Source organism: Agrococcus sp. DT81.2, from assembly GCF_049844935.1.
Lineage (GTDB): Bacteria > Actinomycetota > Actinomycetes > Actinomycetales > Microbacteriaceae > Agrococcus.
The window spans coordinates 170,381-183,730 of sequence record NZ_JBNCLZ010000006.1 but is presented as its reverse complement, the minus strand read 5'-3'; the positions used below and the strand labels follow the sequence as shown (position 1 = coordinate 183,730).

At 72.5% G+C, this 13,350-nt stretch carries 14 protein-coding genes; 6 read left to right on the top strand and 8 right to left on the bottom strand.

Going from position 1 to position 13,350, the window contains the following annotated elements; genetic code table 11:
• Window positions 1-76 precede the first annotated feature (76 nt).
• Complete coding sequence (locus ACLQ21_RS12725; RefSeq protein WP_425664210.1) at window positions 77-2,137, top strand: prolyl oligopeptidase family serine peptidase; 2,061 nt, start codon at window positions 77-79, stop codon at window positions 2,135-2,137.
• Window positions 2,134-2,634, top strand: a complete 501-nt coding sequence (locus ACLQ21_RS12720) for a tetratricopeptide repeat protein (protein WP_425664209.1) — start codon at window positions 2,134-2,136, stop codon at window positions 2,632-2,634. Before ACLQ21_RS12725 ends, ACLQ21_RS12720 begins: the two co-directional genes overlap by 4 nt.
• 87 nt (window positions 2,635-2,721) lie before the next feature.
• On the opposite strand, the gene ACLQ21_RS12715 is transcribed toward ACLQ21_RS12720, so the two are convergent.
• From ACLQ21_RS12715 to ACLQ21_RS12685, 7 genes are all read right to left on the bottom strand, one after another.
• Window positions 2,722-2,943, bottom strand: a complete 222-nt coding sequence (locus ACLQ21_RS12715; protein WP_425664207.1) for a YbdD/YjiX family protein — start codon at window positions 2,941-2,943, stop codon at window positions 2,722-2,724.
• Between the two features lie 11 nt (window positions 2,944-2,954).
• Window positions 2,955-5,189 carry a carbon starvation CstA family protein gene (locus tag ACLQ21_RS12710; RefSeq protein WP_425664205.1) on the bottom strand — a complete coding sequence of 745 codons (2,235 nt, stop codon included), beginning with the start codon at window positions 5,187-5,189 and terminating at the stop codon, window positions 2,955-2,957.
• Window positions 5,190-5,274: 85 nt separating this feature from the next.
• Window positions 5,275-5,622 carry a DUF3140 domain-containing protein gene (locus ACLQ21_RS12705; protein WP_425664203.1) on the bottom strand — a complete coding sequence of 116 codons (348 nt, stop codon included), beginning with the start codon at window positions 5,620-5,622 and terminating at the stop codon, window positions 5,275-5,277.
• 64 nt (window positions 5,623-5,686) lie between these two features.
• Window positions 5,687-6,346: a methionine ABC transporter permease gene (locus ACLQ21_RS12700; RefSeq protein ID WP_425664201.1), complete on the bottom strand. Its 660-nt coding sequence runs from the start codon at window positions 6,344-6,346 to the stop codon at window positions 5,687-5,689.
• Complete coding sequence (locus ACLQ21_RS12695; protein WP_425664199.1) at window positions 6,343-7,374, bottom strand: methionine ABC transporter ATP-binding protein; 1,032 nt, start codon at window positions 7,372-7,374, stop codon at window positions 6,343-6,345. The genes ACLQ21_RS12700 and ACLQ21_RS12695 overlap by 4 nt, the downstream gene beginning before the upstream one ends.
• A gap of 85 nt (window positions 7,375-7,459) precedes the next feature.
• Window positions 7,460-8,362, bottom strand: a complete 903-nt coding sequence (locus tag ACLQ21_RS12690; RefSeq protein WP_425664197.1) for a MetQ/NlpA family ABC transporter substrate-binding protein — start codon at window positions 8,360-8,362, stop codon at window positions 7,460-7,462.
• Between the two features lie 120 nt (window positions 8,363-8,482).
• On the bottom strand, window positions 8,483-9,103 hold the full coding sequence (locus ACLQ21_RS12685) for a prepilin peptidase (RefSeq protein ID WP_425664195.1): 621 nt from the start codon (window positions 9,101-9,103) through the stop codon (window positions 8,483-8,485).
• A gap of 195 nt (window positions 9,104-9,298) precedes the next feature.
• Between ACLQ21_RS12685 and ACLQ21_RS12680 the strand changes: the two genes are divergently transcribed.
• The 4 genes from ACLQ21_RS12680 (at window position 9,299) to ACLQ21_RS12665 (ending at window position 12,255) form a co-directional block, all read left to right on the top strand.
• Window positions 9,299-10,108 (top strand): DUF4397 domain-containing protein, encoded by an 810-nt coding sequence (locus tag ACLQ21_RS12680; protein ID WP_425664193.1) that lies wholly within the window; start codon window positions 9,299-9,301, stop codon window positions 10,106-10,108.
• An 80-nt stretch (window positions 10,109-10,188) separates the two neighbouring features.
• Window positions 10,189-10,911 carry a class F sortase gene (locus tag ACLQ21_RS12675; RefSeq protein ID WP_425664191.1) on the top strand — a complete coding sequence of 241 codons (723 nt, stop codon included), beginning with the start codon at window positions 10,189-10,191 and terminating at the stop codon, window positions 10,909-10,911.
• Window positions 10,912-10,940: 29 nt separating this feature from the next.
• A complete protein-coding gene (locus ACLQ21_RS12670; RefSeq protein ID WP_425664189.1) occupies window positions 10,941-11,513 on the top strand; it encodes an RNA polymerase sigma factor in 573 nt (190 codons plus the stop codon).
• Window positions 11,494-12,255 carry an anti-sigma factor domain-containing protein gene (locus tag ACLQ21_RS12665; RefSeq protein ID WP_425664187.1) on the top strand — a complete coding sequence of 254 codons (762 nt, stop codon included), beginning with the start codon at window positions 11,494-11,496 and terminating at the stop codon, window positions 12,253-12,255. Before ACLQ21_RS12670 ends, ACLQ21_RS12665 begins: the two co-directional genes overlap by 20 nt.
• 4 nt (window positions 12,256-12,259) lie before the next feature.
• On the opposite strand, the gene ACLQ21_RS12660 is transcribed toward ACLQ21_RS12665, so the two are convergent.
• On the bottom strand, window positions 12,260-13,330 hold the full coding sequence (locus ACLQ21_RS12660; protein ID WP_425664185.1) for a DNA glycosylase AlkZ-like family protein: 1,071 nt from the start codon (window positions 13,328-13,330) through the stop codon (window positions 12,260-12,262).
• Window positions 13,331-13,350: the final 20 nt, after the last annotated feature.

The following is a 13,350-nucleotide window of genomic DNA, read 5'->3' as shown; positions in this document are numbered from 1 at the left end:
GGCGCCGCCGCGACCCCGGATCTGCGGCTGCACCACGCGCATCCGCAGCGACGGAACGCCGACGTAGGGTGGACGGATGCGCTATCCCGAGGTGAGAAGAGACGGCACGGTCGAGACGATCCACGGGGAGGCGATCGCCGACCCGTACCGCTGGCTCGAGGACGGCGAGAGCGCCGAGACGCGCGCGTTCATCGACGCGCAGAACGCGTTCGCCGAGCCGGTGCTCGCCGCGCTGCCCGCCCGCGAGGCGTTCCGCGAGCGCGTGTCGGCGCTCCTGACCGCTCCGACCCGTGGTTGCCCGTGGGTCCGCGGCGACCGGGTGTTCGCCTGGCACAGCGACGGCCAGAACCAGCCGGTGCTCGTGACCGCCGACTCCGTCGACGAGCTCGACGATGCGAGCGCGCCGGGCACTCGCGTGCTGCTCGACCCCAACCTGCTCTCCGACGACGGCACAGTCGCCGTCACGATGGCGAGCGTCTCCCCCGACGGCGCGCTGCTGGCCTACGGCGCGGCCGACGGCGGGTCCGACTGGCGCACCATCCGCATCCGCGACGTCGCGACGGGTGCCGACCTCGGCGACGAGATCCCCTGGACGAAGTGGAACGGCGCCGTGTGGCTGCCGGGCGACCGTGCGTTCAGCTACTGGGCCTACGACGCCCCGACCGGCGACGCGCTCACCGACGAGATGGGCGCCGGCCGGCTCATGCGGCACGAGGTGGGCGCGGTCGCGGCTGACGACGCGGTGCTGTTCACGCGTCCGGATGCGCCGCGCATGTTCGCGCGCCACTGGCCGCGCGACGACGAGTGGTTCGTGCTCTCGACCGACACCGGCTCGTCGAGCGGCAACGACCTCGCGGTCCGCCGCCACGGTGACGACGCGCTCACCCAGCTCGTCGAGGGCCATGAGCACGAGTGGAACGCCATCGGCATCCACGACGGCTCGCTCTACGCCGTCACCGACGAGGGCGCGGCCCGCTACCGGCTCGCCGCGTTCGACCTCGCGACCGCGACCCAGCGCACGGTCGTGCCGGAGCACGCCGAGGACGTGCTGCTCGACGCATCCCTCACCGCCTCGGGCCTCGTGCTCGAGTACTCGCACGACGCGAGCCACCGCATGCAGCTCGCGACCTTCGAGGGCGAGCCGGGAGACACGGTGCCGCTCGGCGACGGCGTCTCGATCACCGGCTCCGACGCGCGGCAGGGCTCGAGCACGGTGCTCGTCAGCACGGAGAGCTTCGTCGACCGCGGCACGCGCCACGTCGTCGAGGTCGACGGCGCCCGGCTCGTCGCGCACCGCTCGCTCCCGACGCCCGGCCCCGCGGCGCCCGCGGCGACGACCACGCGGATCCGCGCCGTCTCGAGCGACGGCGCGACCGTGCCCGCCTTCCTCGTGCGCCCCGAGGGCGACGCGGGCGACGCGCCTCGCCCGACGCTCATCTGGGGCTACGGCGGCTTCAACATCCCGATGAACCCCGGCTTCCGCGCCGTGCTCGCCGCATGGGTCGCCGCCGGCGGCGTGCTCGTGGTGCCCAACCTGCGCGGCGGCGGCGAGTTCGGCTCGGACTGGCACAAGGGCGGCACGAAGGAGCGCAAGCAGCAGGTCTTCGACGACCTCTTCGCGATCGCCGAGCACCTGATCGAGACCGGCATCACGACCCCCGAGCACCTCGCGCTGCACGGCCGCTCCAACGGCGGCCTGCTCGCGGGCGCCGCCCTGACGCAGCGCCCGGAGCTGTGGGCCGCCGTGCTGCCCGGCGTCGGGGTGCTCGACATGCTGCGCTACCACCGCTTCACGATCGGCTGGGCGTGGGCGAGCGACTACGGCGACCCCGACGATCCCGAGGCGCACGCCTACCTGCGCGCCTACTCGCCGCTGCACAACGTGCGCGAGGTCGCGCATCCGCCCACCCTCATCACGACCGGGGACCACGACGACCGCGTCGTGCCCGCCCACTCGTTCAAGTTCGCCGCGGAGCTGCAGCGCGCGCAGCAGGCGGCCGCTGCAGCGGATGCGCCGGTGCTGCTGAGCGTCGACACGCGCGCCGGGCACGGCATGGGCAAGCCGAAGGATGCGGCGGCGCTCGAGTTCGCCGACCAGCTGGCGTTCGCGGCGCACCACACGGGCCTGCAGCTGTGAGCGTCGAGTGGGAGACCGCTGCGTGGAGCGCGGCGGTCGCCGAGCTGTGGGACCGCTTCGACGAGACACCCGCCGACGAGGGGATCGCGGCGATGCGCGCGCTCGCGGCGGCGTATCCGGGTGCCGACGGCCGAGCGGCGTTCGAGCTCGCCGGCATGCTCGACTCCCACGGCCGCGAGGTCGAGGCGGAGCGCGAGTACGAGCGGGCGCTCGCGCTCGGCCTCGACGCGGAGCACCACGCGCAGCTGGCCGTGCAGTACGGCTCGACGCTGCGCAACACCGGTCGCGTCGACGACGCGATCGCGGTGCTCGAGGCAGCGCCCGAGCATCCGTCGACCGGGTCGTCGCCGCGCGTCTTCCTCGCGCTCGCGCTCCACAGCGCGGGCCGGCACGACGAGGCCCTGCGGGTCGTGATCGAGGCGCTCGAGCCGACGCTGCCGCGCTACAACCGGTCGATCCGCGCGTACGCGGCGGCCCTCACCGACCCGACCGGCTGACGGCGCCGGCCGACGGGGCTCGCCCCGCGAGACGACGGAGCGCCCGGCCCCGCGAGGGGTCCGGGCGCTCCGTCGGTCAGCGATGCGTCAGCAGCAGCGGCCCTCGGGGTTCGCGTCCTGACGGCGGTACTCGTCGCGCCAGAAGGCGCGCTCCGTCATGGGCTCCCGATCGGGGTGCACGCGCCGCTCGTGGTCGACGTACGCCTGGTACTTCGACTCGCCGGTGACGCCCTTCGCCCACCAGACGAATCCGCCCCAGGCGCGCGCGAGGAGCGCACCGGCAGTCGCCGGGCGCTCCTCGCGGTGCATGCCGGTCATGGTCAGTGGCCGGTCCGCACGGGACGGTGCTCGTCGGGCAGCGCGTCCCACTGCTTCTGGAGCTCGCGCTCCTCGGGGCTCGGCAGGAAGCCGGCCGGGGCGTACATCCGCGACTCGGTGCGCTCATCCTCGTGGTCGACGATCTCGGTGGAGCGCGCCGCCTTGATCACGTTCGCGATCGAGAAGCCGATGACCACGATCGTCAGCACGACGAAGATGATCGAGAGCGTGCCCTGGATCATGGTGTTGCGCACGACCGCCTCGAGGGCGGGGATGCCCTCGGTCGTGCCGACCGACGTCTCGCCGGCCGCAAGCGCGTCGCGGAAGCGGAAGTGGTTGGCCCAGTAGCCGACGGCCGGCACCGGCGAGAACACCTTGAAGGCGGATGCGGTCACGGTCACGACGGTGACGAACGCGAGCGGCAGCGCGACGATCCACAGGTAGCGGAAGTTGCGACGCTTGGCCACGATCGCCAGCACGATCGCGAGCGCGATCGCCGCGAGCAGCTGGTTGGCGATGCCGAACAGCGGGAACAGCGTGTTGATGCCGCCCAGCGGGTCGGTGACGCCCATGATCAGCACCGCGCCCCACGCGGCGACCATGATCGCCGTGCAGATCCAGGCGCCGAGCGTCCACGACGTGTCGCGGAACTTCGGGAAGATGTTGCCGAGCGAGTCCTGCAGCATGAAGCGCGCGACACGGGTGCCGGCGTCGACCGCGGTGAGGATGAACAGCGCCTCGAACATGATCGCGAAGTGGTACCAGAACGCCATCATGGTCGGCCCGCCGATCCAGCTCTGCATGATCTGCGCGAGGCCGAGGGCGAGCGTGGGCGCGCCACCGGTGCGGGAGACGATCGACTCCTCGCCGACGGCGTCCGCGGTCGCCGCGAGCTGCTCGGGGGTGACGCTCACGCCCGTGAGGCCCAGCGACTGCACGAAGGCGGCTGCGCCCTCGATCGTGCCCTGCGTGTTGGCCGCCGACGAGTTCATCGCGTAGTAGATGCCCTGGTCGATCGAGATCGCGGCGACGAGCGCCATGACCGCGACGAACGACTCCATGAGCATGCCGCCGTAGCCCAGCAGGCGGGTCTGCTTCTCCTTCTCGACCATCTTCGGGGTCGTGCCGGAGGCGATGAGCGCGTGGAAGCCCGAGAGGGCGCCGCACGCGATCGTCACGAACAGGAACGGGAAGAGCGAGCCGGGCCAGACCGGGCCGCTGTCGCCCGAGGCGAACTCGGTGAACGCGGGCACCGAGATCTCGGGGCGCACGAAGATGATCGCGAGCGCGAGCGCCACGATGACGCCGATCTTCATGAACGTCGAGAGGTAGTCGCGCGGCGTGAGGAGGATCCAGACGGGCAGCACCGCGGCGAGGAAGCCGTAGATGACGATGCCCCACGCGATCGTGACGCGGTCGAGCGTGAAGAGCTCCTGGCCCCACGCGGTCTCGGCGACCATGCCGCCGCCGATGATGGCGGCCATGAGCAGCACGAAGCCGATGATCGAGATCTCGAGCACCTTGCCGGGACGGATCCAGCGCAGGTAGACGCCCATGAACAGGGCGATCGGGATGGTCATCGCGACCGAGAAGACGCCCCACGGGCTCTCGCCGAGCGCGTTGACGACGACGAGCGCGAGGATCGCGGTGATGATCACCATGATGAGCAGCGTCGCGAGGATCGCCGCCGCGCCGCCGACGCGGCCGAACTCGTCGCGCGCCATCTGGCCGAGCGAGCGCCCGCCACGACGCATCGAGAAGAACATCACGAGGTAGTCCTGCACCGCGCCGGCGAGCACGACGCCGACGATGATCCAGATCGTGCCGGGGAGGTAGCCCATCTGGGCGGCGAGCACGGGCCCGACGAGCGGGCCGGCGCCGGCGATGGCGGCGAAGTGGTGGCCGAACAGCACGCGACGGTCGGTGGCGACATAGTCGCGGCCGTTCGCCTTGTACTCGGCGGGGGTCGCGCGGGTGTCGTCGGGTCGGACGATCTTGCGCTCGATGTACTTCGAGTAGAAGCGGTAGAAGATCATGTAGGTGGTGACGGCGGCGAACACGAACCAGATCGCGTTGACCGTCTCGCCGCGGACGATGGCGAGCATCGTCCAGGCCACGCCGCCGAGCAGCGCGATGGCCACCCAGAGCACGATCTTGAGCGGCGTCCACTTCTTGCGGCTGGTGTCCTCCACTGCCGTGGGCGGCAGCTCGGGTCTCGATGTGGCGACGTCGGCCATCGGCGGATCCTTCTCTGGGTGATCAGGGGGTTCGGGGATTGCCCAGAGAAAGCCTAGACCCGTCATAGCGTCGCTGCAGGCCCCGTCACTGCAGCGGGTCGTGTCCCCAGTTCATGAGCGAGAAGCGCCACCGGGTGTCGGTGACGTCGCCGTCGGGCCGCTGCTTCGAGTGGCGCGCGACGTACCCGACGACCTTCCGCATGTGGCTGTAGTCGTCATCGGTCAGCTCTGCCTGCTTCTTCCGGAGGATGCTGGCGATCCGGCGCCCCGACGCGTGCCCCGTCGACTCGTCGTCGCCGTCGTGCTTCTGACCGACCTCGCGGGAGTCGTCCGACTCGAGCCACCGCTCGATCTCGGATGCGGTCATGGTGACCGCATCGTGGAAGTCGTCCCGGATCTGCTTGCGCTCGTCATCGGTGTAGCCATCGCTCATGCGGCCGATTCTGCTCCACGGCACCCGCAGATGCCAGCGGCCGCGTCGATCTGTGCGGACCGCTTCAGCGCCGCATGATCCGCCGCGCGAGCCAGTTGCCGAGCGCCTGGATGAGCTGCACGACGATGACGACGACGATGAGCGCCGACCACGTGACGACCTGGTCGAACTGCCGGTAGCCGTAGGTGACCGCCCAGTTGCCGAGCCCCTCACCGCCGACGAGGCCGGCCACGGCCGACATGTCGACGATCGCGATGACGGCGAACGTGAAGCCGAGCACGAGGGGCCCGAGGGTCTCCGGGATGATCACGGTGCGGATGATGCGCCAGGGGCTCGCGCCCGTCGCCCTCGCGGCCTCGACGACACCGGCCGGCAGCGCCACGAGGTTCTGCTCCACGATGCGGGCGATGCCGAAGGTCGCCGCGATGGCGATCGCGAACACGGCGTACTCGGTGCCGATGCCCTTGCCGACCACGAGCCGGCCGATGGGCTGCAGCGCCGCCAGCAGGATGATGAACGGGATGGGCCGGAAGGTGTTGACGAGCACGTTGAGGATCCACCAGATCACCGACTGCTGCAGGATGCCCCCGCGGCGGGTGACGTAGAGCCCGGTGCCGATGATGAGGCCGCCGACGCCGCCGAGGGCGAGCGACAGCGCGACCATCCACAGCATGATCGCGGTCTGCTCGAGCAGGTCCGGCAGCACGCCCACGACGTCGCTCATCGCTGCTCCTCCACCGTCACGCCGGACCCGATGCCGCCGAGCGCCCGCTCGACGGCGGCGTCGTCGCCGCGCACCGCGATCGTCAGCAGCCCGTACACGCGGCCCTGGATGTCGTCGACGCCGCCGTGCACGAGGTTGAAGTCGACGCCGGCCTTCGCGAGCGCCGAGAAGACCCGCGCCTCGGAGACGCCCGCGTCGGTGAACGAGATGGTGAAGAAGCGGCCGTCGTGCTTCGCTCGCAGCAGCTCGAGCTCGTCGCCCTCCGGCAGGGCGCGGACGACCGTCTGCACGAAGCGCTTCGCGACCGCGGTCTGCGGCTTCGTGAACACGTCGTAGGTGGTGCCCGACTCGACGACCCTGCCCGCCTCCATCACGGCGACGCGGTCGGCGATGCGGGCGATCACCTCCATCTCGTGGGTGATCACCACGATCGTGACGCCGAGCTCGCGATTGACGCGCGCGAGCAGGTCGAGCACTTCCGCGGTGGTCTCCGGGTCGAGGGCGGAGGTGGCCTCGTCGGCCAGCAGGATCTGCGGGTTCGCTGCGAGGGCGCGCGCGATGCCCACGCGCTGCTGCTGGCCGCCCGAGAGCTGCTCCGGGTAGGCGTCGGCTCGGCCCGCGAGCCCGACGAACTCGAGCAGCTCGTCGACCCGGCGGCGGCGCTCGGCCTTGCCGACGCCGATCACCTCGAGCGGGTACGCGACGTTGCCCGCGACGGTGCGCGAGGTGAGCAGGTTGAACCGCTGGAAGATCATGCCGATGCCGGTCTGCTGCTCGCGCAGCCGCTTGCCGCGCAGCTCGCTGATCGGCACGTCGCCGACCGTGATCGAGCCGGAGGTCAGCGGCTCGAGCTGGTTGATGAGGCGCACGAGCGTCGACTTGCCGGCGCCGGAGTAGCCGATGATGCCGAAGACCTCGCCCCGCTCGATCGAGAGCGAGACGTCGTCGACAGCGACGATCTCGTCGCCGCCGCGCTTCGCGGGCGGGAACCGCTTCGACACCCGGTCGAGCACGATGTGCTGCGCCACTGGTCCTCCTTGGATCGGTCGTGCCTCGCGCCCGGACGGGCATCGAGGCGGAGGCCCGGGAGCCTCCGCCTCGAGCTGCGAGCGGCTACTGCGCCTCGAGCTCCGCCTGCACGTCGGCGAGCGCCGTCTGCAGGTCGGCCTTGGGTGTGACGGTGAAGAGTCCGGTGCCACCCGAGGCCGCGAGGGCGCCGGCCTGCACCTCCTCGTTCGACTGGTAGATCTCGACCAGACGGTTCAACACCTCGTCGTCGACGTTCTCGGCCGTGGTGGCGAAGATGTTGATGTACGGCGCGGCGGCGGGGTCGTTCGGGTCGTCCTGCGCGATGGCCGACTCGGGGTCGAGGCCGGCGTCCTCGATGAAGTCGTTGTTGACGATCGCGGCGGCGACATCCGGCAGCGACGTGGCCGTCAGCGCCGCGTCGACGGCGCGCACGGTGACGCGCGACTCCTCCGCGATCACGTCGTCGACCGTCGAGTAGGGGCTGCCGCCGTCGACGAGCGAGATGAGGCCGGCCGACTGCAGCACGAGCAGGCCGCGGGCCTGGTTCGTGTCGTCGTTCGGCACGATGACCTCCTCGCCGTCCGGGATCTCCTCCGCCGACGCGTACTTGTCGGAGTAGAGCCCGATCGGATAGATCGCCGTCGAGCCGACGGGCTGCAGGTCGTCGCCCGACTGCACGTTGTAGTTCGCCAGGTAGATGATGTGCTGGAACTGGTTGATGTCGAGCTCGCCCTCGCTGAGAGCGGGGTTCGGCTGGTTGTAGTCGGTGAAGTCGACGATCTCGAGCTGGATGCCCTCCGCCTCGACCGCCTCCTCGTACGTGGCCCAGTACTCCTCCGCGGCACCGACGACCCCGAGCTGCACGGGGTTCTCGGCCGAGCCGAGCGCTGCGCCCTCGGAGTCGGCAGCGCTGCTGCAGCCGACGAGCGCGACGGCGAGGCCGAGGGTGCCCGCGATGGCGAGCGGGCGGGCGGTGCGGATGGGCATGAGGGCTCCTTCGTGGGGCGTGGACTGCCTCAACGGTACGTATCAGATAGCAGCCTCGGCGAATCCGCGCGTCATGGAGCGTCACAGAGCGACCTCTCCCCAGGCGCACCGCAGGCGTGATCAGGGCGGCTGCATCGCCACAACCACGGCGACGGCGTGGCCGACGAGCAGCGCCGGCCCGAACGCGACCGAGCGCCGACCCAGCGAGAGGGCCGCTCCCCCGGCGACGCCGCCGACGACGATGGATGCGGCCAGTCCGGCGAGTGGGACCGCCCACCCGACCGTCGCGGTCACGAGGGCGAGCGCGGCGCCGAGCTTCACGTCGCCCATCCCCATGCCGCCCGCCACCGCCATCACGAGCAGCACGAGCGCGGAGCCGACCGCCGCGAGCGGGGCGAGGTCGCCCTGCGCGAGTCGCACCGCGCAGGCCGCGGCGCCGACGACGAGCAACGGCACCGTGAGCGGGTTGGGCAGTCGCCGCTGCGCCGTGTCGATGCGCGCGAGCGCGGGAGCCGCGGCGACGGCCGCCGCGAGCGGCACGACGGCGACGGCGTCGGCACCGGCGGCCGCGAGCAGCGCGGCGGCCGCCGCGGCGAGCGGCAGGCCGAGCGCGTCGGGCCACCGCAGCCCGAGCGGGCGTGCGGCGCTGCCAGCCACCCCCTCGCTCGACACCACATTGCTCGCCACGGCGCTGGTCGACACCACGCTGCTCGCCACTGCTGCATCCGACCGCTCTGTCACGCCGCCACGGTAGCCAGGCGGTCCATCGCGCCGTCGGCGCTGTCCACAGCCTCGGGCTCGCGCGCGGCGTCCTCGCTGACGGCTCGCGACACGCCCGGGATGCATTCTTTCGAATCCGTTGCAACCGATCGGGGGGTGCGCGCCGATATGGGGGCAGAGGCGCAATCAGCGCCCCACCCACCTGAGGAGATCACCATGAAGCGCAAGCTCGCGATCGGCGTCGGCGCCGCTCTCGCCCTGACGGCCTTCGGCGGCGCACCCGCCATGGCCGACAACCACGAGTCGACCGTCTCGGTCCTGCACGCAGTCCCCGGCCTGACGGTCGACGTCTTCATCAATGGCGAAGAGGCCATCCCTGACTTCCAGCCGGGCACCCTGACCGACCCGATGATGCTCGCCGCCGGCAGCTACGACATCCAGGTCTTCGCCGACGGCGGCACCCCCGACACGGCTGAGGCCGCGATCGAGGCGCTCGGCCTCGAGGTGCCGGGAGGGGCCAACCTGACGCTCGCCGCGCACCTCACTGAGGGCGGCGAGCCGACCCTGTCGGCCTTCCCGAACAACACCGACCCGGTCGCCGCCGGCCAGGCGCGCCTCACGGTGCGCCACCTCGCGGCGGCTCCCGCCGTCGACGTGCGCGCGGGCGGATCGGTGATCGTCGAGGCGCTCACGAACCCGAACGAGGCCTCGCTCGAGACCGCCGCTGGCGCTGTCTCGGCCGACGTCGTGCTCGCGGGCACCGAGACCGTCGCGATCGGCCCGGCCGACCTCGAGCTCGCGGAGGGTGCGAACTCCATCGTGACCGCTTGGGGCAGCGCGGCGGACGGCAACCTCGCCCTCGCGGTGCAGGTCGTCGAGGCGCACAGCGCGCCGAGCGGCGTGCCCTCTGGCCTCGGCGGCGCGGAGGACCAGCGAGTGCTGGGCATCTCGCTCCTGCTCGCCGGCGCACTCGGCCTCGCCCTGATCACGGCGCGCACCCTGCGCCCCGCCCGGGAGCGCAGCTGACCATGGGAACCGACCGGGGGCTCCCGTCGCGCGATGCGCGGCGGGAGCCCTTGGTGCGGGCGCGCTCCCGCGGCGGTCGCGTGACTATCGTGATCGCCGCGGTGACCGCGTTCGCCGCGATCGCGGTCGGCGTCGTGCTGCTCGGGCAAAGCCCGTCGACGCCGACCGTCTCCCCGCAGCCGGCCTCGAGCACCGTCGCACCGACGGCTGCACCGGCACCGACCGCTGCACCGGCGCCGACCGCATCCGCATCGGAGCCGAGCGAATCCGCGACGGCGCCCACTGCGTCCGCGTCGGGCACCATTCCCACGGGGGTCGGGGCGCGCGACGCCGCGCCCGAGGCGCCCTCGGCGGTCGACGCACCCACCGCGGTGCGCGTGCCATCGGTCGGCCTCGAGCTCGGCGTCGTGCCCGTCGGGGTGCGTGAGGACGGGCAGATGGATGTGCCCGACCTCGTCAGCGAGGTCGGCTGGTACCGCTTCGGCCCGGCTCCCGGCGCCGACGCGGGCAGTGCCGTGCTGGCTGCGCACGTCGACAGCGACATCGGCGCGGCGCCCATGGCATCCGTGCTGCGGGCGTCCCAGGGCGACGCGGTCGAGATTGCGACGGCCTCAGGAGCGCAGCTGCGCTTCCTGATCACGAGCATCGAGCAGGTGTCGAAGGACGAGCTGCGGCTCGACGCCCTGTTCGCCCGCGACGGCGACCACGTCGTGCGGCTCGTCACGTGCGGCGGCGAGTGGGATGCGGCCGCCGGCGCCTACGAGGACAACATCGTCGTGACGGCCGTCCTGGACGCGCGGTGAGCCGCGTGACCCGGTGATACCTTCTGGCCGTGAGCAACGAGGGTGCGATCGACGTGGAGCGCCTGGCGCTCGCGTTCGCATCCGACGCGAGCCCCGAGGTGCTGCGGCAGGCGTACGAGCGCTGGGGCGGCATGGTCTACGCCATCGCCTGCCGGGCGATGGCGCCGCACGACGCGGAGGATGTCGTGCAGCAGACGTTCGTCTCGGTCTGGCGATCGCGCGAGTCGTACGACCCGGCGAGCGGGCCGCTCGGTGCGTGGATCGTCGCCATCGCGCGGCGGCGGATCGCCGACCACTACCGCACGAGGTACGCCGACGAGCAGGCGTTCGACCCGCAGGATCTCGCCGTCCGGCTGGATCGCGGAGAGGGGGATCCGGTGTCTGACGCGGTGGCGGATGCACTGACCGTGCAGGAGGAGCTCGAGCGAATCGGCGAGCCGCAGCGCACGATCGTCCGCCTGGCCGTGATCGAGGACCGCTCGACCGCGGCGATCGCCGAGGCCCTCGACATGCCGGTCGGAACCGTGAAGAGCCACTTGTCGCGAGCGCTCCGAAGACTCAGGGAGAGATGGGAGGACACGCATGCCGCACCTGTCGACTGACGCGCTCGCCGCGCTCGCGCTCGGCGAGGCCGATGCGCGCGCCGAGCACCTCGAGTCCTGCGTCCAGTGCCGTGCTGAGCTCACCGCCCTGCGAGCCACCGCCGAGCGCTTCCGCGCCGCGCACGTGCCGGCGCTCGATCCGCCCGCCGCCGTGTGGGACCGGATCCTCGCCGACATCGGTGGGGACTCGGCGGACGCGACCGCCGTCGAGGCCGATGACCGGCCTGTCGAGGCCGGCGATCGACCGACAGGCACCGAACACGCGTCGCGGATGCCGACGGGCGACCTCGTGCGCCGCCGTCGCCGCCGCTTCGGGGTGGGGGCGCTCGTCGCCGCGTGCGCCGCGTCCGCGGTGGTGGCCGCGAGCCTCGCCGTGCTGCTCGTGACGCAAGTGGGGGGCGGCCCTCGCTCCACCGACCTCGCGGGCGCCGCGCTCGAGCCGCTCACCACCGCCGTCTCCCCGGCGCGTGCCGAGGTGATCGAGCGCGACGGCCAGCGCCTGCTCGTCGTCGACGCGGATGCGCTGCCGACCGTCGACGGGTACCTCGACGTCTGGCTGCTCGACGCCGACGCGCAGCAGATGGTGAGCCTCGGCGTCATGGACGCGACCTCGACCGAGCTCGCGCTCCCCGCCGACCTCGACCTCGAGGCCTTCCCGGTTGTCGATGTGTCGGTCGAGCCCTACGACGGCGACCCGACTCACTCGGGCGAGAGCATCTGGCGCGGCGCGCTCGACCTCTGACTCATCAGCGGTGCGGCCACGCCGCGAGCGCTCGGTCGATGCGGTGCCGCAGCCGCGCCGGCACGGGCCCGACAAGCTCGAGCACCGGCTCGGCCGGCGCCTTCAACTGCGCGACCCGAGCACGAGCGGCAGGGAAGCGCCAGGTGCCCACCGCGACCCCGTCGACGAGCACCATCGGCCGGAAGACGCCGTTGCCGCCCGGCACCACGGCCGCGAGCACGTCGGGGGTCGCGAGCAGCGTGCGGTCTCGGTAACCCAGCAGCACCTCGTCGAACGCCGGCACGAGCACGACGTCGGTCTCGACGCCCGGCGCGGCGTCGGTCGCGATCAGCATCTCCCGGTCGCCGACACGCACGAGCTCGATCCCCGGATCGAGCTCCGAGGCGCGCGCGAGCGACGCCCGCACGAGCGTCTTCGGCAGCCCCATCCACCACGCCACGTCGTCGGCGTCCATCGGCCCGCGCGCGGCGACCATGCGAGCGAGCGCCGCGTCGAGCGCGCGCTCCGGGTCGGCGACGGCGGCCCGCGGGCCGCCGACGAGCAGCTGGTCGCGGCCCTCGAAGGGCCCGAAGCGCACGAGCCCGTCGTAGGCGTTCAGGGCGAGCAGGTGGTAGCCGCGGCCGCCGGCGGTGGAGATGCCGGCCCGCTCCCATGCCGCGAGCATCACCGGCCGCGGCAGCGGACCGTCGGCGAGCGCGTCGACGAGCACGTCGGCGGCGAGCTCGGCCGTGCCCTGGTCGATGCCGCGCACCTCGCACATGCGCCACTCCTGGCGACGCATCCGCTCCCCGGTCGCGGCGTGCAGCACCGCGAGGTCGTCGGGCGCGGCGACGAAGAGCGTGCCGCGCATCGCCCACGACCGCACGAGCTCGCCGGCGTCGAAGGCGGCGCGCACGTCGTCGAGCGTCGTCCCCGGCGCGGAGCGGACCGCGATCGCCCGCAGCACCGCCGGCAGGTCCTGCCCCTGCAGCGCGACGGCGTGCCGCACCGCGTCGACCGGGGAGCGCTGCGACCCGACGAGCCCTTGCGCGACCAGCCGCATCCGGCGCGCGTCGACGTCGGCCAGCTCCCTCACGCGGCCAACGCTAGCGGCGC

Excerpts from the sequence above, each read along its gene's own strand:
- ACLQ21_RS12705 (WP_425664203.1), bottom strand. The coding sequence starts at position 5,622 with ATGAGCGATGGCTACACCGATGACGAGCGCAAGCAGATCCGGGACGAC.
- ACLQ21_RS12690 (WP_425664197.1), bottom strand. The coding sequence starts at position 8,362 with ATGCCCATCCGCACCGCCCGCCCGCTCGCCATCGCGGGCACCCTCGGC.
- ACLQ21_RS12715 (WP_425664207.1), bottom strand. The coding sequence starts at position 2,943 with ATGCACCGCGAGGAGCGCCCGGCGACTGCCGGTGCGCTCCTCGCGCGC.
- ACLQ21_RS12710 (WP_425664205.1), bottom strand. The coding sequence starts at position 5,189 with ATGGCCGACGTCGCCACATCGAGACCCGAGCTGCCGCCCACGGCAGTG.
- ACLQ21_RS12700 (WP_425664201.1), bottom strand. The coding sequence starts at position 6,346 with ATGAGCGACGTCGTGGGCGTGCTGCCGGACCTGCTCGAGCAGACCGCG.
- ACLQ21_RS12680 (WP_425664193.1), top strand. The coding sequence starts at position 9,299 with ATGAAGCGCAAGCTCGCGATCGGCGTCGGCGCCGCTCTCGCCCTGACG.
- ACLQ21_RS12665 (WP_425664187.1), top strand. The coding sequence starts at position 11,494 with ATGCCGCACCTGTCGACTGACGCGCTCGCCGCGCTCGCGCTCGGCGAG.
- ACLQ21_RS12725 (WP_425664210.1), top strand. The coding sequence starts at position 77 with ATGCGCTATCCCGAGGTGAGAAGAGACGGCACGGTCGAGACGATCCAC.